Consider the following 20,941-nt stretch of genomic DNA (forward strand, 5'->3'; position numbering starts at 1 on the left):
AACACACTGCTCCGCGTCCAAGCATAGTTAAGGCTCGCTCACTGTGCAGGGGGCGTTTTGCTCGATTTGTTGCAGCAATGCCTGCTCCAGTTCGAGCAAGGCGCGCTCTACGGCGTCGCAGCATTCGCTTACTTTCTCGGGGGAGAAGGGGGCATGGCCGGCAGCCTCGAGCGCCTCGCAGCTGTCGATCAACCGAGTGGCCTGGACGATTCGGGCGGCGCCCTTGATTCTATGGGCAATGTCGAGAAATGCCTGTGGTTCCTGTGTGCCTGACAGCGCTTGCAGGCCCTGTCGATCCAGGCGGCTACTGTTCAGCAGTTCGGTCAGCAGGCGCAGGTTTAACGTCGGATTGCCACCCGTCAACACATGCAAGCCTTGCTGGCTGAAGGCTGGTGCGGCGGCCGCGGGCTGGATGCCCTTGACCCATTGACCCAGGGCGGCCAGGGACAGCGGCTTGAACAGGCAGTCGTCCATCCCGGCCTGTTTGCACCGTTGAATCTCTTCCGGTTGAGCATTGGCGGTAAAGCCCAGGAGGGTGCAGCGTGGCAATTGTGTGTGCTGTTCATGTCGACGAATGGCTTGGGCCAGTTCGTATCCGTTCATGACCGGCATGTTGCAATCGGCGATCACCAGGTCAAATGTGTCGGATTTCCATGCGTCCAAGCCAGCCTGGCCATCTGCCGCGACGCTGAATCGATGGCCCAGAAACTCCAGCTGCTGGCACATCAGCAAACGATTGGCCGCGTGGTCGTCGACCACCAGCACATTCAATGGGACCGTGGCGCAGTGGATGGTGGGCTCAGCTATTTGCTCCCGTGATTGGCGAGGCAGTGTGGGTAACGGCAATGAAATCCTCACCCGGGTACCGACGCAAGGCTGGCTGCTCAACTGCAGGCTGCCGTTCATCATCTCACACAGGCTGCGGCTGATTACCAGGCCAAGCCCGGCACCCCCCCTGGCCGACTGAGCTGCATTTCCGGCCTGGGCGAAAGGTTCGAACAGGCGTTGTTGATCCTCATGGCTGATTCCCGGGCCAGTGTCTTCGACCAGCAGCAGCATTTGAACCTGGTTGGGTTCTTCGGTCAGGTGCAGTGCGACAATAATCCTGACCTGGCCGTGCTCGGTAAACTTGATGGCATTGCTGACCAGGTTCGACAACACCTGCTTGAAGCGCAGGGGATCGAGCAACACGTCGATCGTCGGGTTGGCCGGATTGAATTCCAATTGCAATTCGAGTCCCTTCTGTCGCGCCAGTCCATCGAAAATACGCGCCACCGACGCCACGAGTTCCTCTGGATTGACCCGTTCCGGGTTCAGGCTCAGGTGTCCGGACTCGATGCGGGCAATATCGAGGATGTCCCCGATCAGTTCCAGCAGGTCCCTCGCCGAGTGGTAGGCCACATCAATGGCGGGACGATCCGGGTGCTGGAGTTCGATGCGTTTGAGCGTCAGTTCGAGCATGCCGATGACGGCATTCATCGGGGTGCGAATTTCATGACTCATGGTTGCCAGGAACGTACTCTTGGCCCGGTTCGCTTCGTCGGCACGTTCCTTGGCACAACGCAGGTCATCGAGCAATTGCCGCCGTTCGCTGATGTCGATCCAGCCACCAATGATGCCCTGGACCTCACCGCTTGAGTCACGGTACGGGAGAATCCAGTGATAGATCGTCAACCGGCGGTCGCCAATGTGCAGCGCACGGTCAAGGATCATGGGCGTGCCCTCGGTCACGACACGCTGGTAGTCGACCTGGTACTCCCGAGCTTCGAAAGCGTTGCCCAGGGTGCCCTGGATCACGCTTTTGCCGATCACGTCTTCGCGTTTGGTATTGAAGGTTCGCAGGTAACTGTCATTGCAACTTTGCAGCAGTCCTTGACGATCACGTACATAAATTGGATGAGGCGTGCCATTGACCAATGAACCCATGAATTCCAATTGATCGTTCAGCGCTCGCTCGGCCGCCCTGCGTTGATTGATCTGGCGCCGCATGTAGGCGTTCCAGGTCACGGAGATCAACAACAGTAACCCCGCGCCGATGACGATCTGATAGAAGATCCGTTGATAATTGCGCCAGGTACTTTGCGAGGAAGCCGAATAGCCGCGCCAACGGTTATTGATGACGCCCAGTTCCTGTGGCGCGATGCTCAACAGTGCCTTGTTGAGGATGTCATTGAGTTCCTTGGCATCGCGCCCGGTTGCCAGGGAGAACGCCGCCTGCCGGGTGCCGATGGTGGTACTGATTTGCAGATCGGTTTCGAACAGTTGCGAGGCGATGAAGTAATTGGCGATCACCAACGAATTCACTGCGCCTTCCACCCGGCCTTCGGCGAGCATTTCTACGGCACTGAAGGTGTCCGGGGTCTTGATCAACCGGATCTGCGGGAACTCGCGGCGCAGATACTCGACCAGGGGATTGCCTCGGGCAATTGCCAGGCTCTTGCCCTTGAGCTGGGCAAGGTTCGCCGGACTGTCGTGCGCCTTGCGTGTCAACAGGACGTAGGAGTTCTGCAGGTAGGGACGGGTAAAGTTCAGCAAGTTATCCCGTTTCGCGCTGGGGAGCAGCGCGGCGATCAGGTCGGCCTGACCGGTCTTGATCAGCTCGATCATGTCGCTGTCGCTGCGGCTGCGCTGAATATCGAAGCGCAGGCCGGTACGCAACCTGATCAACTCGAGCAGATCAGCGGCAATTCCGCGAAAGTTGCCGGCACTGTCAAAAAAAGTCAGTGGCGCATAGGCCTCATTGACGACCACCCGGACCACCGGATGTTGCGCCAGCCAGTGCTCCTCATTGTAACTGAGCTCCAGTTTCTGGTCGGTGAGCAGGATATCGCTCCCGGCGCTCCAGCGCTTGGCGATGTTTTCCCGTTCGCTGGCGGGGATAGCCTTGAGCGTCGTGTTGATGATGTCGAGCAGTTGTGGATTGGTCTTGTGCACCGCAAAGCTGAAACCATGGGCTTCGTGCTTGCCGAAACTGGCCATGCGAATGTTGTTCAGATAGCCCTTGTTAATCATGTAGTGGGTTGAAACGGTGTCACCGAGAAAAACATCGGCCTGGCCGAAAGCAACGGCATTGATCGCGTTCTGGTAGGAGGGGTAGGACGTGATGATTGCCTTCGGATACAGGGCCTTTACCTCCTCCAGGGGCAAGTAGTGATAAAGCATGCTCAGCCGCAACCCGGACAGCCCATCATTGAGCGTGCGGGTTTCGCCTTCACGTGTCACCAGGACCGGTTGATCTACCGCATAGGGCCTGGAAAGCGCGATGTGGTCATTGCTCGCCTCGAATCCGTTGGCGGTGCCCAGCAGGTCTACCTCGCCGTTTTCGAGTGCTTCGATTGCAGCTCCCCGGGAGTTGAAGCGCCGGACCTTGATGGGCAGGTCAAGGACCTTGCCAAGAATGCCCGCGTAGTCCGCAGTAAAACCTTCGTAGTCATGACCGCTGCTGGTCAGGTCGAAGGGGGGATAGTCGGGTGCTGAAGTACCCAGGATCAGTTCCTGTTTACCTCGGGCCCAATGTCGCTGTGATTGATCCAGCTCGACTTTCAGGTGCAGGGGGGCTGAACGACCGAGCAAGGTGAGTTGCTCAGAGGCCTGGGCGGCGTGCAGCGGGGTGCACAGGCACAAGCTTGTGATCATGATCAGCAGATAGTCCTTCAAGCGACTGGGCATCCTGTGCCTCACACTAACGAGTTACGTTTTGCCATCTCGATGAGTTCAACCAGTGATTTGGCCTTGAGTTTTTGCATGAGTCGTTTTTTATAAGTGCTGACCGTTTTGTTGCTGAGGAACATGCCCTTGGCGATTTCCTTGTTATTGCGACCTTGTGCAAAAAGTTGCATGACCATGAGCTCCCTGTCATTGACTGACTTGAACAGTTCGAGTTCTGCGCACCGCGCTTCGTCACCACGGGTAGGGTTCAAGGCTTCACTGGGAAAATAGTTATAACCTGACAGTACCGCTTTAATGGCGCTCACCAGTTCGCTCAGTTCTTCCTGTTTACAAACATATCCCGAGGCGCCGGATTGCATGCAGCGTATACCGAACAGTGTCGGGCATTGCGCGGTCAATATCAGGATTCTCGGGGGTGTATGCATGGCGTTGAAACGGGTCAGCACTTCAAGGCCATCCAGTTTGGGAATGCTGATGTCGAGAATGACCAGGTCGGGCATGCATTCACGCACCATCTGCATGGCATCGACACCATTATCGGTTTCACCGACGACTTTGAAGCCCTCGTGCTCAAGCAACATGCGAACGGCAAGGCGGATGACAGGGTGATCGTCGACGATAAAAACGGAGTTCATAATCAAATCCCATGCGAGCTCAGATAAAGCGCGCACCTTAGCTCAGATAGTTGAGGTGCCGTATGAACTGACGGGTCCGTCATGGCAATATAGGAAAGTTCCTACACGCGAAAAAGAAATTACTTACGTGTCAACTGGTTTTTGGTGCGGTTGGCGCAATTAGTGTTGCTGTTTAATTATGGCGATCAGACGAAAATTTGCAGGTCACAGATTTTTCATCTGCGCCTGTTCGAAGGGTTATGGAATAAGTTTCAATAGGTGTCTCAGTTCGCATTGTTTCAAAGGTTTTATCAAGCAGCCAAGTAATGGCAATCCATTGAGGAATGCCATCCTTTCAAGTTCGCTCAGTTCGGTAGATGTCAGGCTACTTAAAAGTATTGCCTGCTTGATCATTCCCTGATGACTGGCAATTTTTATCAGGTCAATACCGGATACTTCGGGTAGGCACTGATCGCATAACAAAATATCGAACGGCTGTTCTGCCCTGAGCATGTGTTGCAATGCGCCCGTGGCACAGTCACTGGTGGTTAAATGAATGAAGCCGTAACTCTCAAGCAGGCATTGAGTAGCCTTGAGCTGAAATGGGTGATCTTCCACCAGCATGATGCGCAGACTGTCGTCCATCATATTATTCACGCTTCTTCTATCGGAACCGATAGGCGTGATTGTTTCCTGTCAAAACCGCACGTTCGATCAGTGCACTCGACAGATGCTGTAGGGGAATTCGGTATTCATTGAAAGTTTTTTGACCTTCAGGACTGAACGGCCATTACCGGAGGGGTAATAGCCGATCGATCAATAGTTGTCAGTGGCTGGAGCGTCCCGTCATTTCGAGAGCCATATGGCTGGCGTAACTATCGGTCATGCCAGCGATGAAATCGATCATGCGCAGGAACGAGTTGTGCAGTGGGCCGTTCGGATCGGGCGCATTGTTGCCCAGCAGGTCGAGGACCCGTCGGCTTTTGAAGGACGGCGTTCGACCATTGTGTTGCTCCAGTGCGGCACCGCAGAAAGCGTTGAGCAGAATTTCCAGGGTGGTGTAGGCACCGATTTCGTGCAGCGTCTTGCGTTTGTCCTGGAAGATTTTCTGCCGAGCCATGTCCTTTGCATTGAGGACGCAGCGTTTGGCCGGACCGTGCATATGCTCCACCAGGTCGCCAGGCAGGGAGCCGGCCAACAGTGCATCCTGTTGCTCGACAAAGGCGCGGGCCGCTGCGTTGGTCAGGTGCTCGATGGCCTTGCCCCGCAGGATCGCCAGTTTGCGTCGCCGCGAATCGTTCGGGCCAAGCAGGCGATAGGTTTGCGGTAAATCGTCGCCCACCAGATCCAGTAACAGGGACTCGACTTCGGCGTACTCCAGTAACTCCATTTCCAGGCCGTCTTCGAGGTCGATCAACGCATAGCAGATGTCATCCGCAGCTTCCATCAGGTACACCAACGGGTGGCGTGCCCAGCGCTGCTCTTCAAGCTGCGGCAGGCCCAGTTTTTGCGCGATCTGCTCGAGCAGCGGCAGTTCGCTCTGGTAGCACCCGAACTTGTGCTTCTTGTACCCCAGGGAGTCGGCATGCCTGGCTGTCCATGGGTATTTCAGGTAAGTGCCCAAGGTGGCATAGGTCAGCCGGGTTCCGCCGTCGAACTGGTGATATTCAAGCTGGGTCAGTACCCGAAAGCCTTGGGCGTTACCTTCGAAATTGAGGAAGTCATTGCGCTGCGCTTCACTCATCGCATCCAGCCAGCCCCGTCCAGCGGCTTGCTGGAACCAATGCCGAATCGCGTCTTCGCCGGAATGGCCGAAGGGTGGATTGCCGATGTCATGGGCCAGGCAGGCCGATTGGACCACCATTCCCAGATCACTGGGCTCACACCAGTCGGGCAGGGCGCTACGGATGCTTTCACCGACGCGCATGCCCAATGAACGGCCTACACAGCTGACTTCCAGCGAGTGGGTCAGGCGCGTGTGTATATGGTCGTTGCTGTGGACCGGATGAACTTGAGTCTTGCGTCCGAGACGGCGGAACGCCCCCGAGAAAATGATGCGGTCGTGGTCTTTGTGAAAAGGACTGCGGCCCACTTCTTCCGGGCTGTACAGGGGCTTTCCGAGGCGTTCGCGGGTAAGCAGGGTAGGCCAATCCAAGGCTGGTTCGCTCCGTCAGGTGACTGATTGGATAGCTTCCCGGTTCGCGTCGTTACCTGCAAGTGTCACTACAGCCCCACGGCATCGATATCGATGAGCAGCAGGCGTTCGCCGTTGTCGAAAAATTGCCCGGCGGTGAGGCAGTACTGATTGCTGGTGGCGTCGCGATACGTATTGGAAAGGGTCAGCTGACACTCGTCCCAACCCTGCGCCAGCAGGTGATAGAAATACGGACGCCACGACCAGTTATGGCCCAGATAGCGGTTGTCGGCGACCCACTCGCTATTGCGCCACTCCAGGTTGGGCGTCATCTGCGTACCGTGACGGTCGCACTGGTAGAAGCGCAGTAGCCAGGGAAAGGCCTCCAGTTGTGGCAGGGCACTCAGTGGCGCCCTGGCCTGTGCCCAGGCCTGCAGGATCGCCATCAGCTCACTGAGTTGCTGGCGCAAGAGCTTCAGGCGAACGCGCTCGGCCAGCTTTTGCTGCACATAGCGCTGGCGCAGATGCGCAAAGCGCTCGACGAAGGCGTCAGCGGCAAAGAAATCCGCTTGTGCCCCGGCAAACAGAAACCCCTGGACGTAACGTGAGCCGCACTCCAGGGCAAAATTCAGTTGCGCTTCTGTTTCCACGCCTTCGGCAATGATCCAGCAACCGGTTTTTTCCGCCATTTGTGCAAGGGCCTTGACCACATCGCTGCTGGGCCCGCCCAGAGCCGCCGCCTGGAACAGGCGCATATCGAGTTTTAGGATGTCCGGTTGCAGCGCCAGAACCCGATCGAGCTGAGAGTACCCGGCGCCGAAATCATCGATGGCAATCCGTGCGCCGGCTTGCCGATAGCGGGCCACCACATGAGCCAGGCGCTGGACATCACCACCCAGTTCGGTGATTTCGAAAACGATGCGCTGCGGATCGACGCCATGCTTTTGCAGCTGGCCTAGGCTCGGCAACGGTTGGTCCGGGCGTAGGCGGCTGATCCAGAGCGGAGAAATGTTCAGGCTGAGAAACCAGTCGCTGGGTGCTTCATGCAGGCGGCTCAGCGCGTTATCGCGTAGCTGGCGGTCCAGCCGACGCAGGGCAACGGCGTTGGTTCTGGGATCAGCGAACAGCGGCCCGACCGAAACCAGTTGGCCGTCGGCCCGGCGCAGTCGGCCCAATGCCTCCACGCCGGCGATACCGCCGGTGGCGGTATCGATGAACGGCTGAAAGCAGGCGAGCGGTTGCCCGTCGATCACAAGGCCTCCTTGATGGATCTTGTTTTTGGATAAAGCCCGGGTCACCGGATAGGCGCGCAGGATTGAACCCCTCGATGGAGAGGTTCGATCCCGTGGGTACTGCAAGAATGTAGCCAGATACTGACAGGGTCAGTGTTTGCGCGAAGAACCTTGCAAGACCAGTTTGACCAGAGGCCCCAGAGTGGTGCCCAGGCGGACCAGTCGGGCCAGGCTACCCACGCCGTTGCCCTTCCTGGCGCCCTTGCCGCTCAGAAACCCCAGCAGGGTGACAGCGGCCACGCCCCACAGCGGGGCATGCTTGATGCCGAACCCGTCTTGCAGGCTTTGGGTCATTCCACGTACCCGCTGCAGGGGTTGCAGTAGTTGCGCGGATTCGTGACGGATCTCCTGGCGATGCATTTCCATGCGCAGGCGTATCAGTGCCTTGCGCATTTCCGTGCGCGAGCTGTTTCGAGGCAGTTCAGGCAGGTTCATGGCAGCAGGCGCTCCCGATCATTGGCCAGCTCTTCCAGCGTGCCATGGAACGGCGAGGACTCATCGAAGATCGCCGCTCTCAGGCGCATGCCGCAGAAGACGCATGCCAGGGTGTAGAACACGCAAAGCGCGATGATGGCAGGCAAGCGGTAAGTGTCCCAAAACAGGATCAGCACCAGGGTCGACAATCCCACCAGCAACAGCAAGGCAAACACCAGCGCCAGGCCTGCAAACAGCAACAGGCTCACGGTGCGGGCTTTTTGTTCCTGCAGTTCGATGCCGAACAATTCGACATGGCTGTGCAGCAGTCCAAGGAAAGCGGCACCCAGGCGCCGCGGTGAGGAACTTGGGCCTGTCCCGGACGAGCCGGATTCATCGATGGCCATATCAGCGCCGAGTAGCTAGCAAGCCAATCAGGAAGCCCACGCCGGCCGCGATTCCGACCGATTGCCATGGGTTGGCCTGGACATAGTCCTCGGTAGCGGTCACGGCAGCCTTGCCGCGTTCGCGCAGGGAGTCTTCGGTCAGCTTCAGGGTTTCACGTGCACGCAGCAGACTGTCGTGGATCTGGTCGCGCAATTCATCGGCCTGGTCACCGGCCAGGGAGGCGGTGTGCTCCAGCAACCGTTCGGTATCGCTGACCAGTGTCTGAAAATCGCTCATCAAAATTTCTTGAGCAGTCTTTGCCTTGATGCTGGCCATTGGTGATCTCCATAAGTGGCGTCTGAATCGTTCGAGTATGAGCCTTATGCGAAGGTTCAGTACAAATGACTGGTACAACTTTTGCTGTGTCGTGGTGCGTCAGCCCGCGCTGTTGCGCTGTTGCTGGGCAAGATTCCCGTAAAACCTTAACTCAAACAATCGAAACCCGCGCGAATGTCCCGGTCGTGATTGGCCTTGATGAACCCTGTGCTCCAAAACGGTTCATTGGGAGAGACTTGTTGAAGTCTCAACTTGGTGCATGGATTGCCCGCGCGAACTGCTTTGGTGCTTTTTTCAGCCTTAAGGTCTGCCAAATCCATGGAAAATCTGCAAAGCGCTGTGGACACCCTGGTCCATAGCTCCAATACGTTGTTCATCCTGATCGGCGCGGTCATGGTACTGGCCATGCATGCCGGGTTCGCCTTTCTTGAAGTCGGGACGGTTCGGCAAAAAAACCAGGTCAACGCCTTGTCGAAGATTCTCAGCGACTTCGCTGTTTCGACCCTGGCCTACTTCTTTATAGGCTATTGGATTTCCTACGGGGTCACTTTCATGCAACCGGCGGCAGTGATCAATGCCGATCACGGCTACGGCCTGGTGAAGTTTTTCTTCCTGCTGACCTTTGCCGCGGCGATCCCGGCAATCATTTCCGGTGGCATCGCCGAACGTGCCCGGTTCGTTCCGCAGTTGTGCGCGACGGCGTTGATCGTGGCATTCATCTACCCCTTCTTCGAAGGCATTATCTGGAACGGCAACCTGGGTCTGCAGGCCTGGCTGCTGGAGCACTTGGGCGCCAGCTTCCACGATTTTGCCGGTTCCGTGGTGGTGCACGCCATGGGCGGTTGGCTGGCGCTTGCAGCAGTGCTGTTGTTAGGGCCACGCAATGGGCGTTATCGCGAAGGGAAGCTGGTGGCGTTCGCGCCGTCGAGCATCCCGTTTCTGGCATTGGGCTCGTGGATTCTCATCGTTGGCTGGTTCGGTTTCAACGTGATGAGCGCGCAAACCCTGCAAGGGGTCAGCGGGCTGGTAGCGGTGAACTCGCTGATGGCCATGGTCGGCGGTACGGTGGCGGCGCTGATCGTTGGGCGCAACGACCCGGGCTTTCTGCACAACGGTCCACTGGCCGGCCTGGTGGCGATCTGTGCCGGCTCCGACCTGATGCACCCGGTGGGTGCGCTGGCCACCGGTGCCATCGCCGGGGCGCTGTTTGTCTGGTGCTTTACGGCCGCGCAAGGCAAATGGCATATCGATGACGTGCTGGGCGTCTGGCCGCTGCATGGTCTGTGTGGCGCCTGGGGCGGGATTGCCTGCGGCATTTTTGGCCAGGCGGCCCTGGGTGGCTTGGGCGGTGTGAGCCTGCTCAGCCAGTTGATCGGCACCGCGCTGGGTGTGATGGTGGCGCTGGCCGGTGGCTTTGCAGTGTATGGCGTGATCAAGGCGTTCCATGGTTTGCGCCTGAGCCAGGAAGAAGAGTATTACGGCGCGGACTTGTCGGTGCACAAGATCGGCGCCGTCAGCCAGGATTAACCGTGGATTCATTGGCTCGACGGCATTTCGGGGCAGGCCTAGAATAGGCTCTTAATTTTTTGGTAGAGCGCTCATGCTTCCTGAATGTCAGCTGTTCGGCACGCTTGGGTGCCATCTCTGCGAAGTGGCCGAAGCCATGTTGATGGATTTTGTCGAGCATGGCTTGCTAGTGGAGCTGGTGGACATCGCTGAAGACGAAACATGGTTCCAGGCCTACAGCCTGCGCATTCCGGTATTGCGTCGGGTCGACACTGGCTCGGAACTGGGTTGGCCCTTCAGTCCCGACGAAGTGGTGGCCTTCTTGCGTTAATGATTTTGTTCCGCCCGTCGAACTTCAGGATCGATCCCCTTGGCTTAATTGGCGCGATTCGGATACTGTATGCGCATACAGTTATTCGGATTGTTGCCTTGTCTGCGCTGATTTTCGGCTTTGAGCGGGGCAAATCCGGGCGTGAGAGGGTCAGTCGTGGTCAATGTCGAACAATTGAAGAGCAGCGTTAACCGCATGTCGGTGGATGTAGTACGCGAAGCCGTCGCCGAATTGCGTCTGGACGGCTTGGTGACGGAGGGCAAGACACCCTTCAACAAGCTGCATTTCAATACCTGTTTCGCTGAAATCGAAGCCTTGTTTCAGCGTGCAGGCTATCACCGGCAGCTGGATGTCGTGGGCTATCAGGGGTTGTTGTATGCACTGTATGACCCGGGTCGCTGGGAGGCGGTCGACGTGTTGCGCTGGCTCAAGGAGTACACCGAGGCAGCCGGGCGTGCGCAGATACCGGCTTGAGGATTCTGCGCTAGGTTCGCTTGCGTTGCTGTTGGATAATGCCGCTCTGCATTCAAGGTAAGAGCTTTTGTATGTCCACTTCATCTTTTTCTGCTGCACACAGCCAGGCCAGCACGTTGTACTTGCCGCCTGGCCCGTGGCAGACCGTTTTCGATTGCCTGTGCGAGCACTTCAGCGCCATCGGTCGTGAACAGTGGCTGGACAGAATCGCTCGCGGCCGCGTTCTCGATGGGCAGGGTGCGCCCATTGCCCTGGACCTGCCTTACAAGGAAGGCCTGCGGATTCACTATTTTCGCGAAGTGCCGGATGAAAAATCGATCCCCGTGGTCGAGTCGATCCTGTACGCGGACGAGCATCTAGTCGTGGCAGACAAGCCTCATTTCCTGCCCGTGACCCCGGCGGGAGAGTACGTTGAGCAGACCCTGTTGCGCCGTCTTATCCGTCGACTGGATAACCCGCACCTTGTGCCCTTGCATCGCATCGACCGGCATACGGCGGGGCTTGTGCTGTTTTCAGCCAACCCGCAAAGCCGATCGGCGTATCAATCGTTGTTTCCAACCCGAAAAATTGAAAAGCGCTACGAAGCTATTGCCCGGGCATTGCCTGAATTGACGTTCCCCCTGGTGCACAAGAGCCGGCTCATTGATGGCGAGCCTTTCTTTCGCATGCAGGAAGGTCCGGGCGCGAGCAACACCGAAACGGCTGTCGAAGTCCGGGAGAAGAACGGTGATCTCTGGCGTTATGGACTTTATCCGGTAACGGGCAAGAAGCATCAGTTGCGGGTGCACATGACAGCGTTGGGCGCGAGCATCTGCAACGATCCGTTTTATCCCCAGGTGCTCAAGGATGTGCAGGATGACTACGCCAACCCGCTGAAGCTGCTGGCCCAGGGGCTGAAATTTGTAGACCCGGTGTCCGGCGAGAACAGGGAATTCGAGAGCGCAATCACACTGCAATGGTGAGCAAGGGCGTCAAAAAAATCGAATTTGTGCGCAGCGCTACAGTCTTTTGATCAGGCGCCACGCATGTGGCGTCCGATGAACTTGGCACCGCCGCAGGGTTATCAGGCGCGCCGAGACCTCCCAAGCAAGGAGATTTTCATGAAACGCACTGTTTTCGCTGGAATGTTGATTTGCGCCGCCATGTTGTCCTCTTCCGTCTTTGCCGCAGACAACGATCTGTGCACCATCAAGCTGCAGGAACTCAAGGACAAGGTCACCAGCCTGCCTGCCACGTCCGAAAACACCACCATGGAAATCAAGCGGATGCAGGCCAGCGCTGAAGCGGCCCGGGCTGCCAAGGATGACAAGAAATGCATCACCGAAGCCACCCAGGCGCTGGCACGGGTGGATAAACTGAACAACGAGCCGAACCCGTAGCACCGGGTTTTCGGTTGCATACAAAAATGCCCCGACAAGTCGGGGCATTTTCATGTATCCGGTAGTCACCGCGAAAATTACAACTCTTTGACGGTACGAACCTGATCCTTGTTGATGCGGTTTTGCTTGCCATCCAGTTGTTCGAATTCGTAGAAGCCCGAATCCTTGTCATAGCTTGGCGTATCGACGGCCTGGATTTCGCGACCGTCATTCAAGGTGATCACGGTAGGCGATGCGCAACCGGCGAGGGTAGCGAGGCCCAGTGCGAGCATGAAAGTGGCCAGGGTCCGTTGAGTCATGGAAGTGTCTCCGAAAATGAATTCTTTTGGTTGCTGGGGTTGAGACGTAAACAGCGCGTGCAAGTTCCTTGATACTCAGTCTGACACACCGTCTGGCATGCTTAATAGTTCCGGCGTATTAAGGTTTGCCAGGCGCGGATCGTTGTCGGGGCACAGCAATGCAGTAGCGCCCAGCCTGCGCATGAGTCGTCCCGGGCTACGCTCCCCCTCCTTCCAGGCCGTTTCGAAATCAACGCGCAGGGCCAGGGGAATTACGCACAACAGGGGCTCCCAGTGATCGTCATGGCGCAGCATCAACGGTTTGTCGGGATGCTCGGCGGCGGCTTCGCGCATGCGGGTGAGCAGTGCGTTGTCGATGCGCGGGACATCACAAGGCAAGACTAGCAGGTGTGGATGCCGAGCAGCCTTCAGACCTGCAAGAATGCCCGCCAAAGGGCCCGGAAAGTCGCCTTCGTCGTCATGGACCAATTGATCGGCGTAAGGCGCGTACTGTTCCAGGTTCCGGTTGCACGAAACGATCAAGTCATCGCTCAGAGGGCGCGTCTTGCGGTGCAAATGCGCAATCAGCGGCTCGCCGTGCCATTCCAGCAATCCTTTGTCCTGGCCGCCCATGCGTTGGCCACGGCCGCCTGCCAGGAGCAAAATGGAGCAGGGTGGCAACGCTGGGTTTGAAGTCATGGCAGGCCTCCGTGGGGGCGGCGAAAAATGGGGTCGCTGTGATATAACACCGGGCTGTTTCTCCTACAACTGGACGAGCCTATGAAAGCCAAGGCTGATGTACCTTTCGCACCGCTCAACATCGCGGTGTTGACGGTCAGCGACACCCGTACCCTGGAAACCGATACCTCAGGCCAGGTCTTCGTTGACCGCCTGACGGCTGCCGGACATAACCTGGCCTGTCGGGTCTTGCTCAAAGATGATCTCTACAAGATTCGCGCGCAAGTTGCCAACTGGATCGCCGACGACGTCGTACAGGTGGTGCTGATCACCGGCGGCACGGGCTTCACCGGTCGTGACAGCACGCCGGAAGCAGTGGGCTGCCTGCTCGACAAGCAAGTCGATGGTTTTGGTGAGTTGTTCCGCCAGATATCGGTGGCGGACATTGGCACCTCGACCGTCCAGTCCCGCGCGTTGGCCGGCCTGGCCAACGGCACGCTGGTGTGCTGCTTGCCGGGATCGACCAATGCGGTACGCACCGGTTGGGATGGCATTCTTGGCGAGCAGCTGGATTCGCGGCATCGCCCGTGCAATTTCGTGACTCACCTGAAACAGGCGGCACCCTGTGAATCCCGCGGGTAAGCCGGGCAAGACTGGCACCCTGATGCCGGTCGAGGTGGCCCTGGCACGCTTGCTGGAAATGGCGGACGCCTCACGGATTGTCGAGCGCGAGCGTTTGCCATTGGCGCAAGTCCAGGGCCGGGTGCTGGCCGATGATCTGCTGTCGTCCCTCGATCTGCCGCCGTGGCCCAATAGCGCGATGGATGGATATGCCCTGCGCGTGGCCGACTGGAACACAGAGCCGCTGGTCGTCAGTCAGAAAGTGTTTGCTGGCCAGGCCCCTGTTGAGTTGACGCCGGGCACCTGTGCACGAATCTTCACCGGGGCACCTGTGCCGCCCGGTGCAGATTGTGTCGAGATGCAAGAGAACGCCGAAGTCCTGGCGGATGAACGTGTACGTTTCACCGAAACCCTGGTCATCGGGCAGAACATTCGTGCGCAAGGACAGGAAACCACCGTGGGCGAACTGATCCTGCCCGCAGGAACACGGCTGGGGCCAATCGAACAAGGCCTGGCAGCCTCGCTGGGGTGTGCCGAGCTGGAAGTGATTCGCAAGGTACGCGTAGCGGTGCTGTCCACTGGCGACGAACTGATCGAGCCAGGTCAGGCGTTGGGGCCAGGGCAAATCTACAACAGCAACCGTGTGTTGCTCTGCAGCTGGTTGCAGCGCCTGGGTTGCGAGGTCATTGATGCCGGGATTCTGCCGGATGACCTGGACACCACGCGCACACGCCTGGGCGAGTTGGGGGATGTCGACCTGATTCTCTCGACCGGTGGCGTATCGGTGGGGGAGGCCGACTTTCTGGGTATCGCCCTGAGAGAAGAGGGCGAGCTGGCGCTGTGGAAACTCGCCATCAAACCTGGAAAACCCCTAACTTTCGGGCATTTTCGTGGCGTACCGGTGATCGGCTTGCCAGGCAATCCCGCCTCGACCCTGGTGACCTTTGCCTTGTTGGCAAGGCCTTATCTGCTGCGGCGCATGGGTGTCCTGGAAGTGGAGCCTCTGAAGGTGCAAGTGCCAGCTGGGTTCGACTGGCCCAAGGCCGGCAACCGACGCGAGTACCTGCGCGGTCGGCTGGAGAACGGCCGGGCCATCATCTACAGCAATCAGAGTTCCGGTGTGCTGCGTAGTGCGGCCTGGGCCGATGGACTGGTCGAGGTCATGGAGCAGCGAACACTGGTGCCAGGCGATGTCGTCTACTTCATCCCGCTGAGCGAAGTGTTGGGCTGAGTCTGGCCGCCGCCAGGCGTGCAAGCCCGGTCGATCGCGCCGGGTTTTGCACCCCTGTCCGATCAATGGGCCAACAGCAGCAGTACCACCTGATCAAAACGGCTGTTGGCGATCCAGCCCAGCAGCCCCAGCACTACGGCTGTTCCGACCGCCGAATAGGCAAGCCTGTGCCTGACGGACTTGATGTCACTGCGAATCTTTTCCAGGTCGCTGCGCAGGGTGTCCAGTGTCTCAAGCTCGTTGAGGCGATGTGGCATATCAACTTCTCCGCTGGATTTTGCATCGCTGACGAATTCAGCTTGATGATTGGCCCGTTTCATTACGAGCGGCATCACCGGAACCACCGGTGACCTGATGTCATGTTGTTGCATTGCACATCCTTGCGTCTGTCCTGCTGATGACTGAAAACCGCTGACACAAAAGTGGACCAATCGCCATTTCTGGTCAATTGAGCCGTTTCCTCACGTTTTGTAAGAAAAATCTCCTTATTGGACTCAAGTGTAAATAATTCAGTTTTTTGCGACTTTTCCGCAGGGAAGCAAGGTCACATGTCCCATACGCCATTCAATAATGGGAGTGACGACAATGAGCGAACGCAAGGCGCTGTTGATTTTGCATGGCAAGCAGGCGCTCAACGAAGCGGTTCGGGCCGCCGTCGACAGCAAGCGTGAACAAGGCTGGGAGCTGGCCGTTCGATTGACGTGGGAGGCCGGGGATGCGCAAAGGCTGGTGGGTGAAGCGCTGGATGCAGGTTATCGGCAAATCATCGCCGGTGGCGGCGACGGTACCCTGCGCGATATCGCCGAAGCGATGGCCGGACAGTCGCAGCAGGCCAGCCTGGTATTGATGCCGCTGGGAACCGCCAACGATTTTGCCCGTGCTGCCGGTGTTCCACTGGAGCCGGATGAGGCACTGGCGCTTCTGGACGTTGCCCCCAGTGCCATCGACCTCGGGGAGGTCGGTGGGCAGGTATTCCTGAATATGGCCACTGGTGGTTTTGGTAGCCAGGTTACGGCCAATACCTCCGAGGAACTGAAAAAGGTTTTAGGCGGGGCGGCGTATCTGTTCACCGGCTTGTCGCGGTTCAGTGAGTTGCATGCCGCCTATGGTGAGTTACAGGGGCCTGATTTCCACTGGAGTGGAGAGTTGCTGGCTCTGGGGATCGGCAATGGCCGGCAGGCGGGCGGTGGGCATGTGCTATGCCCGCAGGCCCTGGCTGACGACGGGATGCTCGACATCAGTATTTTGCCGGCGCCGCAAGAGCTGCTCAGCACCTTGAAAGACCTGCTGGCCGATGGCTTCGGAATCGACAACATGTTCGTTCGTGCCCGCCTGCCATGGGTTGAGATCAAGTCCTCGGAGGGTCTTTACATCAACCTTGATGGCGAGCCGCTCGAGGGTGACAGCCTGCGTTTCTCGGCCCGGCCGGCAGCGTTGTGGGTGCATTTACCCGAGCAGTCACCCTTGTTGAGCAAAGCCTGCGCTGTCAGTCATCCAGACTGATGATCTGCTCTCGTACGGCGAACAATACCAGGCCGGCCACGTCGAAGATCTGCAAGCGCTTCATGACTTGCGAGCGATGGGTTTCGACCGTCTTGACGCTCAGGCCCAGGCCGTTGGCGATTTCCCGAGTGGATTTTCCGCGCACGATCAGCCGCAGGATTTCCAGTTGGCGCGCTGTCAGGTTGTGTGAATCTGGCGACTCTACCGGGTTTTTCTGGGTCCGGTTCAATGCCTGGGTGATCACGGTATGGGCGATGGCCGGGCTCAGGTATCGCTCATTGTTACGCAGGGCGTGCAGCGCGTGTTCCAGTTCGGTGGCCGTGGTGTCCTTGAGCAGGTACCCATGGGCGCCCGATTCCAGGGCCTGCATGATCAGGGCCGGGTCGGTGTGCATCGACAGGATCAGCACTTTGGCCTGCGGGCGGACCCGCTTGAGTTGCTGCAGGGCTTCGAGGCCGCCTGTCTGCTTCATGGAAATATCCAGCAGCACGATATCAGGCGACAGGTGCTGGACCATGTCGAGCAACTGCGAGCCATCATTGGCCTCGCCAATAACCGCGTAGCCAGGAAGATCCAGCACCAGGGCGCGTACGCCTGCCCTGATCAGCGAGTGGTCATCCACCAGAAGTAAGTTACAAGTCAATGCATAACCTTATTCGGACTGGCCCGTTCGAACGCACGCGGCGCCCATGGGAAGAGGGCTTCGATTTGAGTGCCTTTGCCTGGCTCGCTGGTCACGGTCAGAGTGCCACCCAGTTGCTTGATCCGTTCCGACATCCCGGCCATTCCCCGTTGTCCCTCACGCCCCGGGTCGGTGGCGGGCGCGAAACCCAGGCCATCGTCACTGATCATCAAGGTCAGGCCCTGGGGCAAACGCTGCAGGCAGACCAGCAGGTTTTGCGCTTGGGCATGGCGCAGCATATTGGTGACGGCTTCCTGGGTAATACGAAAGGCCGCCACCGCTACTTCTTCCGGGATGCCGGTCAGTCGTTGATGGCATTCCAGGCTCCAGTGCACCGAAGTGTTGCTCAACGTCTTGAGCAAATGCGCCCGCAAGCTGGCTTCCAGCCCAAGGCTGGTCAGTTGCCGGGGGTTAAGGATGGCCGATACATCGCGAACCTTGGCCAGGGTTTCCTCGAGCGTGTCGCACAGCACCGAGCACTGCGCCTGGAGGTCTTCGGGCATCCTGCGCTTGAGCCAGTCACTTTGGAGTTTTGCCGCCGTCAGCAACTGGCCGATGTCGTCGTGCAACTCCCGACTGAGGCGGTGGCGTTCGTTTTCCTGGACTTGCAGCAACCGATCGGCCAGCTCCTGGGGCTGGAACTTGATCGACTTGCGTGACAGGCGGTACTGCACCCACACGCAGCCCAGTGCAGCACTATCGAGTACCAGCAGGCCCAGCGGCAAGCGCGTGGACAGGCTGTAGACCAGCAGGCTGCCGAGCGTCGAACCGGCACACAGCAATAACGTGAACCGACGTGCGTTTTCTCGGGAGGGTGGCCATTTGGCAATTGACTTGAGGCTGGCGTACATAGCGGATGGAGCCAATGGATGTTCGCTGCGGGCTGATCGGTCATGCTCGCTGACAGATCGATGATTTTTATGGTCAGCTATCGATTTCAACTGAATTTTGTATAAGAAAATCAGAGTTTTGTATAAGAAATCAGGCCTGCAACTTGTTGGCTGCAATCGTTGCCGTTAATTGACGTCAACTAATGGGCGGCATAATACCACTTCGGATACCGTTGGTCGCGCCTGTGATAAAGATCCAGGAGGGCAGGACATAACGCGCAGGAATGGGGATGTCGTCACGCAGGGTTCGATTATTCAGGTCGTTACATATCAGAAAAGTCGGGTCAGACAGACAAATACTTGTACAAGCAATAGTTACTTGTTTCGAGGTGTCGCTGATCGATATGAAGTATTCAATTGCGACATTGATTCTGGTGATGCAGTTCTCTATTGCCGCTGAATTGTACTTGCAAAAAATTAAGCCTGGCGCTCCGTGTAAGAAAGGAGCGTGAGCGGCCTGGAATTAACCGGGGGACGAAATTGACTCTGGCCGACCTGGAACGCGAAAGCTTCGATCAGGGTGGTCTGTTCGGTTTCATCAAGGCTGAGCTGCCCGGTATTCTGGTCGATCAGCTCAAGTTGCCAGGCGATCAGCGTCAGGCAGTCCTTGAGCGCGTCCAGGGCTTCGTCGTGCAGTTCCATGTGGTTCAGGGCGTGATTGAGCAAACCATGGATATGCAATGAAAACTCTGACACGGCGGCGAGAGCGAGGGCATCGGCCTTGCTGGCGAGTTTGAGCAGGGTGCTGAGCAAGCAGTCAATGGCGTCCGGGTCGTTGTTGATCAATTGCAGATGACTCAGGCATTCCTCGGTTCTGGCCAGGAGCGTTTCAGCCTCGACGATAAACTCCGGAATACGCTTTGCCCACTCTTTACGATTGTTCGGCATGCTTATCTCCACAACGTCATGTCAAATGAGGAGGGTGTCGTGTCTTGAGTTCGCGCTCTGAACGGCTCAAGTGCGGGCTGGACGCTTGAGAGGGTGGCTGGCCACTGGTTTGCGATCGCACACAAATGCCCGACTCCACTTCATGCAATGAGAATGGCGTCACATTAATGGCTATTGGATATCGCGAATATCAGGTTGCACCTGATTGTTGCTAGGGGAATCCCTTACATGACGGAACTCATCGCGCGAACTGTGGTCGCGGCGAAGAGAATGCAGCAGATGAAATAACAGCGCCAGTAAAGCATGATGTTAATGTGGCATCAATGCCGGGCGCGGCATTTGCCAAAGGGGTCAAGGTCCAGCGAAAACCGCCGATAACCCTCTATCCAGTGAATTCATCCGAACAAGCCCAGGAGTCATCGATGGCCGGCATTCTCGATACGGTAGACCAACGAACGCAACTTGTGGGTGAGAATCGCCTGGAAATTCTCATGTTCCGGCTTGCCGGGCGGCAACTGTTCGCGATCAACGTGTTTAAAGTGCAGGAAGTCCTGCAACTGCCGAAGCTCACTTTGATGCCCCAGCGTCACCCGTTCGTTTGCGGCGTAGTCAATTTGCGCGGCCAGACCCTACCGGTCATCGACCTGTCCCAGGCAATCGGCATGCGTCCTTTGGTGCCAGGTCCTGGCAGCACGATCATCGTTACCGAGTACAACCGATCGGTACAGGCCTTCCTGGTCGGTGGGGTGGACCGCATCGTCAATATGAATTGGGAAGCCATTCTGCCGCCGCCCAGCAGTGCTGGTCGGCAGCATTACCTGACTGCGATCAGCAAGGTCGATGATCAATTGGTGGAGATCATCGACGTCGAGAAAGTCCTCGCCGAAATCGTACCTTACAGCGCCAAGGTTTCCCGGGAAAAACTCGAGGATCCAGTGCTGGAACGCGCCCGTGGCCGCGAGGTGCTGCTGGTGGATGACTCGAATGTGGCCCTGGCGCAACTGCGCGATACCCTGGGGCAGTTGGGCGTGAAGATGCACATCGCCAGCGATGGCTTGAAGGCCTTGAACATGCTCAAGGCGTGGGCGGATACCGGCGTTAATATGACCGACAAGCTGCTGATGGTATTCACCGACGCGGAAATGCCGGAAATGGATGGCTACCGGCTGACCACCGAAATCCGCAACGATCCGCGACTGCGTGGCCTTTACGTGGTGCTGCATACGTCCCTGTCCGGCAGTTTCAACGAATCGATGGTCAAGAAGGTTGGCTGCGACAACTTTCTCTCCAAATTCCAGCCGGACAAGCTCGTTGATGTGGTGCGCCAGCGTTTGGTGCTGGATGAGGTGCCGGCCTGACAGCCAGGATTTTTCGGCTGCACCCGATACCTGTGGGAGCGGGTTCGCCCGCGTAGGCGGCCTGACAGGCGACCTGTTATTTGTTGTCGGAGTACATATCCATTCCTGCGGTAACGGCCACTTAGGGTTTCGCCCTTACGGCGAGTCACTTTCGAAAAGCGCGAAAGTAACCCAAGCGCTTTTGCCCCACCACTCGGTGCCTCGCTAGGGCTCGGCATGCCAGAACGAAGGCATTGCTCCGTGGGTCGCCGCGCTGGGCCATGGATGGCCCAGCGC

Annotated in this window: 23 protein-coding genes; 9 read left to right on the top strand and 14 right to left on the bottom strand. The window is 57.8% G+C overall.

The window, feature by feature from the left end; translation table 11 throughout:
- Window positions 1-27: 27 nt before the first annotated feature.
- From AC3WWR_RS20155 to AC3WWR_RS20190, 8 genes are all read right to left on the bottom strand, one after another.
- Entirely contained in the window at window positions 28-3,669 is a 3,642-nt protein-coding gene (locus tag AC3WWR_RS20155) for a transporter substrate-binding domain-containing protein (protein ID WP_033044815.1), read from the bottom strand.
- Window positions 3,670-3,677: 8 nt separating this feature from the next.
- Window positions 3,678-4,304, bottom strand: coding sequence for a response regulator transcription factor (locus AC3WWR_RS20160; protein WP_020796810.1), 627 nt, complete (start codon window positions 4,302-4,304; stop codon window positions 3,678-3,680).
- 237 nt (window positions 4,305-4,541) lie between these two features.
- A complete protein-coding gene (locus AC3WWR_RS20165) occupies window positions 4,542-4,931 on the bottom strand; it encodes a response regulator (RefSeq protein ID WP_020796812.1) in 390 nt (129 codons plus the stop codon).
- Between the two features lie 178 nt (window positions 4,932-5,109).
- Entirely contained in the window at window positions 5,110-6,438 is a 1,329-nt protein-coding gene (locus tag AC3WWR_RS20170; protein ID WP_020796813.1) for a deoxyguanosinetriphosphate triphosphohydrolase, read from the bottom strand.
- A gap of 68 nt (window positions 6,439-6,506) precedes the next feature.
- Window positions 6,507-7,670 carry an EAL domain-containing protein gene (locus tag AC3WWR_RS20175; RefSeq protein WP_168758757.1) on the bottom strand — a complete coding sequence of 388 codons (1,164 nt, stop codon included), beginning with the start codon at window positions 7,668-7,670 and terminating at the stop codon, window positions 6,507-6,509.
- Window positions 7,671-7,799: 129 nt separating this feature from the next.
- Complete coding sequence (locus AC3WWR_RS20180; protein WP_020796815.1) at window positions 7,800-8,144, bottom strand: hypothetical protein; 345 nt, start codon at window positions 8,142-8,144, stop codon at window positions 7,800-7,802.
- A complete protein-coding gene (locus AC3WWR_RS20185) occupies window positions 8,141-8,530 on the bottom strand; it encodes a phage holin family protein (protein ID WP_020796816.1) in 390 nt (129 codons plus the stop codon). The genes AC3WWR_RS20180 and AC3WWR_RS20185 overlap by 4 nt, the downstream gene beginning before the upstream one ends.
- A gap of 1 nt (window position 8,531) precedes the next feature.
- Window positions 8,532-8,846: an ElaB/YgaM/YqjD family protein gene (locus AC3WWR_RS20190; RefSeq protein WP_008055105.1), complete on the bottom strand. Its 315-nt coding sequence runs from the start codon at window positions 8,844-8,846 to the stop codon at window positions 8,532-8,534.
- A 318-nt stretch (window positions 8,847-9,164) separates the two neighbouring features.
- Here AC3WWR_RS20190 and AC3WWR_RS20195 point away from each other — a divergent pair, with 318 nt between their 5' ends.
- The 5 genes from AC3WWR_RS20195 (at window position 9,165) to AC3WWR_RS20215 (ending at window position 12,536) form a co-directional block, all read left to right on the top strand.
- Window positions 9,165-10,373: an ammonium transporter gene (locus AC3WWR_RS20195; RefSeq protein WP_020796817.1), complete on the top strand. Its 1,209-nt coding sequence runs from the start codon at window positions 9,165-9,167 to the stop codon at window positions 10,371-10,373.
- A 73-nt stretch (window positions 10,374-10,446) separates the two neighbouring features.
- Window positions 10,447-10,683: a glutaredoxin family protein gene (locus AC3WWR_RS20200; protein WP_020796819.1), complete on the top strand. Its 237-nt coding sequence runs from the start codon at window positions 10,447-10,449 to the stop codon at window positions 10,681-10,683.
- A gap of 156 nt (window positions 10,684-10,839) precedes the next feature.
- A complete protein-coding gene (locus AC3WWR_RS20205) occupies window positions 10,840-11,157 on the top strand; it encodes a hypothetical protein (protein WP_020796820.1) in 318 nt (105 codons plus the stop codon).
- Window positions 11,158-11,228: 71 nt separating this feature from the next.
- Window positions 11,229-12,119 carry a pseudouridine synthase gene (locus AC3WWR_RS20210; protein ID WP_033044817.1) on the top strand — a complete coding sequence of 297 codons (891 nt, stop codon included), beginning with the start codon at window positions 11,229-11,231 and terminating at the stop codon, window positions 12,117-12,119.
- A gap of 138 nt (window positions 12,120-12,257) precedes the next feature.
- Complete coding sequence (locus tag AC3WWR_RS20215) at window positions 12,258-12,536, top strand: PA2433 domain-containing protein (RefSeq protein ID WP_492598998.1); 279 nt, start codon at window positions 12,258-12,260, stop codon at window positions 12,534-12,536.
- A gap of 77 nt (window positions 12,537-12,613) precedes the next feature.
- On the opposite strand, the gene AC3WWR_RS20220 is transcribed toward AC3WWR_RS20215, so the two are convergent.
- Entirely contained in the window at window positions 12,614-12,835 is a 222-nt protein-coding gene (locus tag AC3WWR_RS20220; RefSeq protein ID WP_020796823.1) for a YgdI/YgdR family lipoprotein, read from the bottom strand.
- Window positions 12,836-12,910: 75 nt separating this feature from the next.
- The gene (gene mobA / locus AC3WWR_RS20225; RefSeq protein WP_168758756.1) at window positions 12,911-13,513 is read right to left on the bottom strand and encodes a molybdenum cofactor guanylyltransferase MobA; all 603 of its coding nucleotides are present in this window, start codon (window positions 13,511-13,513) and stop codon (window positions 12,911-12,913) included.
- 81 nt (window positions 13,514-13,594) lie between these two features.
- Between mobA and moaB the strand changes: the two genes are divergently transcribed.
- Both moaB and AC3WWR_RS20235 read left to right on the top strand, forming a co-directional pair.
- Window positions 13,595-14,134: a molybdenum cofactor biosynthesis protein B gene (gene moaB / locus AC3WWR_RS20230; RefSeq protein ID WP_492598999.1), complete on the top strand. Its 540-nt coding sequence runs from the start codon at window positions 13,595-13,597 to the stop codon at window positions 14,132-14,134.
- Window positions 14,118-15,344, top strand: a complete 1,227-nt coding sequence (locus tag AC3WWR_RS20235) for a molybdopterin molybdotransferase MoeA (protein ID WP_020796826.1) — start codon at window positions 14,118-14,120, stop codon at window positions 15,342-15,344. Before moaB ends, AC3WWR_RS20235 begins: the two co-directional genes overlap by 17 nt.
- Before the next feature lie 62 nt (window positions 15,345-15,406).
- Here AC3WWR_RS20235 and AC3WWR_RS20240 read toward each other — a convergent pair whose 3' ends face one another.
- Entirely contained in the window at window positions 15,407-15,715 is a 309-nt protein-coding gene (locus AC3WWR_RS20240; protein ID WP_168758755.1) for a hypothetical protein, read from the bottom strand.
- Between the two features lie 214 nt (window positions 15,716-15,929).
- Between AC3WWR_RS20240 and yegS the strand changes: the two genes are divergently transcribed.
- Window positions 15,930-16,847, top strand: coding sequence for a lipid kinase YegS (gene yegS / locus AC3WWR_RS20245; RefSeq protein ID WP_020796828.1), 918 nt, complete (start codon window positions 15,930-15,932; stop codon window positions 16,845-16,847).
- On the opposite strand, the gene AC3WWR_RS20250 is transcribed toward yegS, so the two are convergent.
- The 3 genes from AC3WWR_RS20250 to AC3WWR_RS20260 all read right to left on the bottom strand — a co-directional run bounded on the left by AC3WWR_RS20250 (window position 16,831) and on the right by AC3WWR_RS20260 (window position 19,307).
- On the bottom strand, window positions 16,831-17,490 hold the full coding sequence (locus AC3WWR_RS20250; RefSeq protein ID WP_033045706.1) for a response regulator: 660 nt from the start codon (window positions 17,488-17,490) through the stop codon (window positions 16,831-16,833). The genes yegS and AC3WWR_RS20250 overlap by 17 nt on opposite strands.
- Entirely contained in the window at window positions 17,487-18,380 is an 894-nt protein-coding gene (locus tag AC3WWR_RS20255) for a sensor histidine kinase (protein WP_020796830.1), read from the bottom strand. Before AC3WWR_RS20255 ends, AC3WWR_RS20250 begins: the two co-directional genes overlap by 4 nt.
- Before the next feature lie 456 nt (window positions 18,381-18,836).
- Window positions 18,837-19,307, bottom strand: coding sequence for a hypothetical protein (locus AC3WWR_RS20260; protein ID WP_020796831.1), 471 nt, complete (start codon window positions 19,305-19,307; stop codon window positions 18,837-18,839).
- 422 nt (window positions 19,308-19,729) lie between these two features.
- Here AC3WWR_RS20260 and AC3WWR_RS20265 point away from each other — a divergent pair, with 422 nt between their 5' ends.
- On the top strand, window positions 19,730-20,665 hold the full coding sequence (locus tag AC3WWR_RS20265; RefSeq protein WP_020796832.1) for a chemotaxis protein CheV: 936 nt from the start codon (window positions 19,730-19,732) through the stop codon (window positions 20,663-20,665).
- Window positions 20,666-20,941 lie beyond the last annotated feature (276 nt).

The organism is Pseudomonas sp. EB271-G4-1 (genome assembly GCF_058791355.1).

What these genes read in the sequence shown, in the direction of transcription:
- AC3WWR_RS20160 (WP_020796810.1), bottom strand. Translation starts at nt 4,304, where the DNA reads ATGAACTCCGTTTTTATCGTCGACGATCACCCTGTCATCCGCCTTGCC.
- AC3WWR_RS20265 (WP_020796832.1), top strand. Translation starts at nt 19,730, where the DNA reads ATGGCCGGCATTCTCGATACGGTAGACCAACGAACGCAACTTGTGGGT.
- AC3WWR_RS20165 (WP_020796812.1), bottom strand. Translation starts at nt 4,931, where the DNA reads ATGATGGACGACAGTCTGCGCATCATGCTGGTGGAAGATCACCCATTT.
- AC3WWR_RS20220 (WP_020796823.1), bottom strand. Translation starts at nt 12,835, where the DNA reads ATGACTCAACGGACCCTGGCCACTTTCATGCTCGCACTGGGCCTCGCT.
- AC3WWR_RS20210 (WP_033044817.1), top strand. Translation starts at nt 11,229, where the DNA reads ATGTCCACTTCATCTTTTTCTGCTGCACACAGCCAGGCCAGCACGTTG.
- AC3WWR_RS20240 (WP_168758755.1), bottom strand. Translation starts at nt 15,715, where the DNA reads ATGCAACAACATGACATCAGGTCACCGGTGGTTCCGGTGATGCCGCTC.
- AC3WWR_RS20215 (WP_492598998.1), top strand. Translation starts at nt 12,258, where the DNA reads ATGAAACGCACTGTTTTCGCTGGAATGTTGATTTGCGCCGCCATGTTG.
- AC3WWR_RS20200 (WP_020796819.1), top strand. Translation starts at nt 10,447, where the DNA reads ATGCTTCCTGAATGTCAGCTGTTCGGCACGCTTGGGTGCCATCTCTGC.
- moaB (WP_492598999.1), top strand. Translation starts at nt 13,595, where the DNA reads ATGAAAGCCAAGGCTGATGTACCTTTCGCACCGCTCAACATCGCGGTG.
- yegS (WP_020796828.1), top strand. Translation starts at nt 15,930, where the DNA reads ATGAGCGAACGCAAGGCGCTGTTGATTTTGCATGGCAAGCAGGCGCTC.
- mobA (WP_168758756.1), bottom strand. Translation starts at nt 13,513, where the DNA reads ATGACTTCAAACCCAGCGTTGCCACCCTGCTCCATTTTGCTCCTGGCA.
- AC3WWR_RS20155 (WP_033044815.1), bottom strand. Translation starts at nt 3,669, where the DNA reads ATGCCCAGTCGCTTGAAGGACTATCTGCTGATCATGATCACAAGCTTG.
- AC3WWR_RS20195 (WP_020796817.1), top strand. Translation starts at nt 9,165, where the DNA reads ATGGAAAATCTGCAAAGCGCTGTGGACACCCTGGTCCATAGCTCCAAT.
- AC3WWR_RS20260 (WP_020796831.1), bottom strand. Translation starts at nt 19,307, where the DNA reads ATGCCGAACAATCGTAAAGAGTGGGCAAAGCGTATTCCGGAGTTTATC.
- AC3WWR_RS20185 (WP_020796816.1), bottom strand. Translation starts at nt 8,530, where the DNA reads ATGGCCATCGATGAATCCGGCTCGTCCGGGACAGGCCCAAGTTCCTCA.
- AC3WWR_RS20190 (WP_008055105.1), bottom strand. Translation starts at nt 8,846, where the DNA reads ATGGCCAGCATCAAGGCAAAGACTGCTCAAGAAATTTTGATGAGCGAT.
- AC3WWR_RS20255 (WP_020796830.1), bottom strand. Translation starts at nt 18,380, where the DNA reads ATGTACGCCAGCCTCAAGTCAATTGCCAAATGGCCACCCTCCCGAGAA.
- AC3WWR_RS20180 (WP_020796815.1), bottom strand. Translation starts at nt 8,144, where the DNA reads ATGAACCTGCCTGAACTGCCTCGAAACAGCTCGCGCACGGAAATGCGC.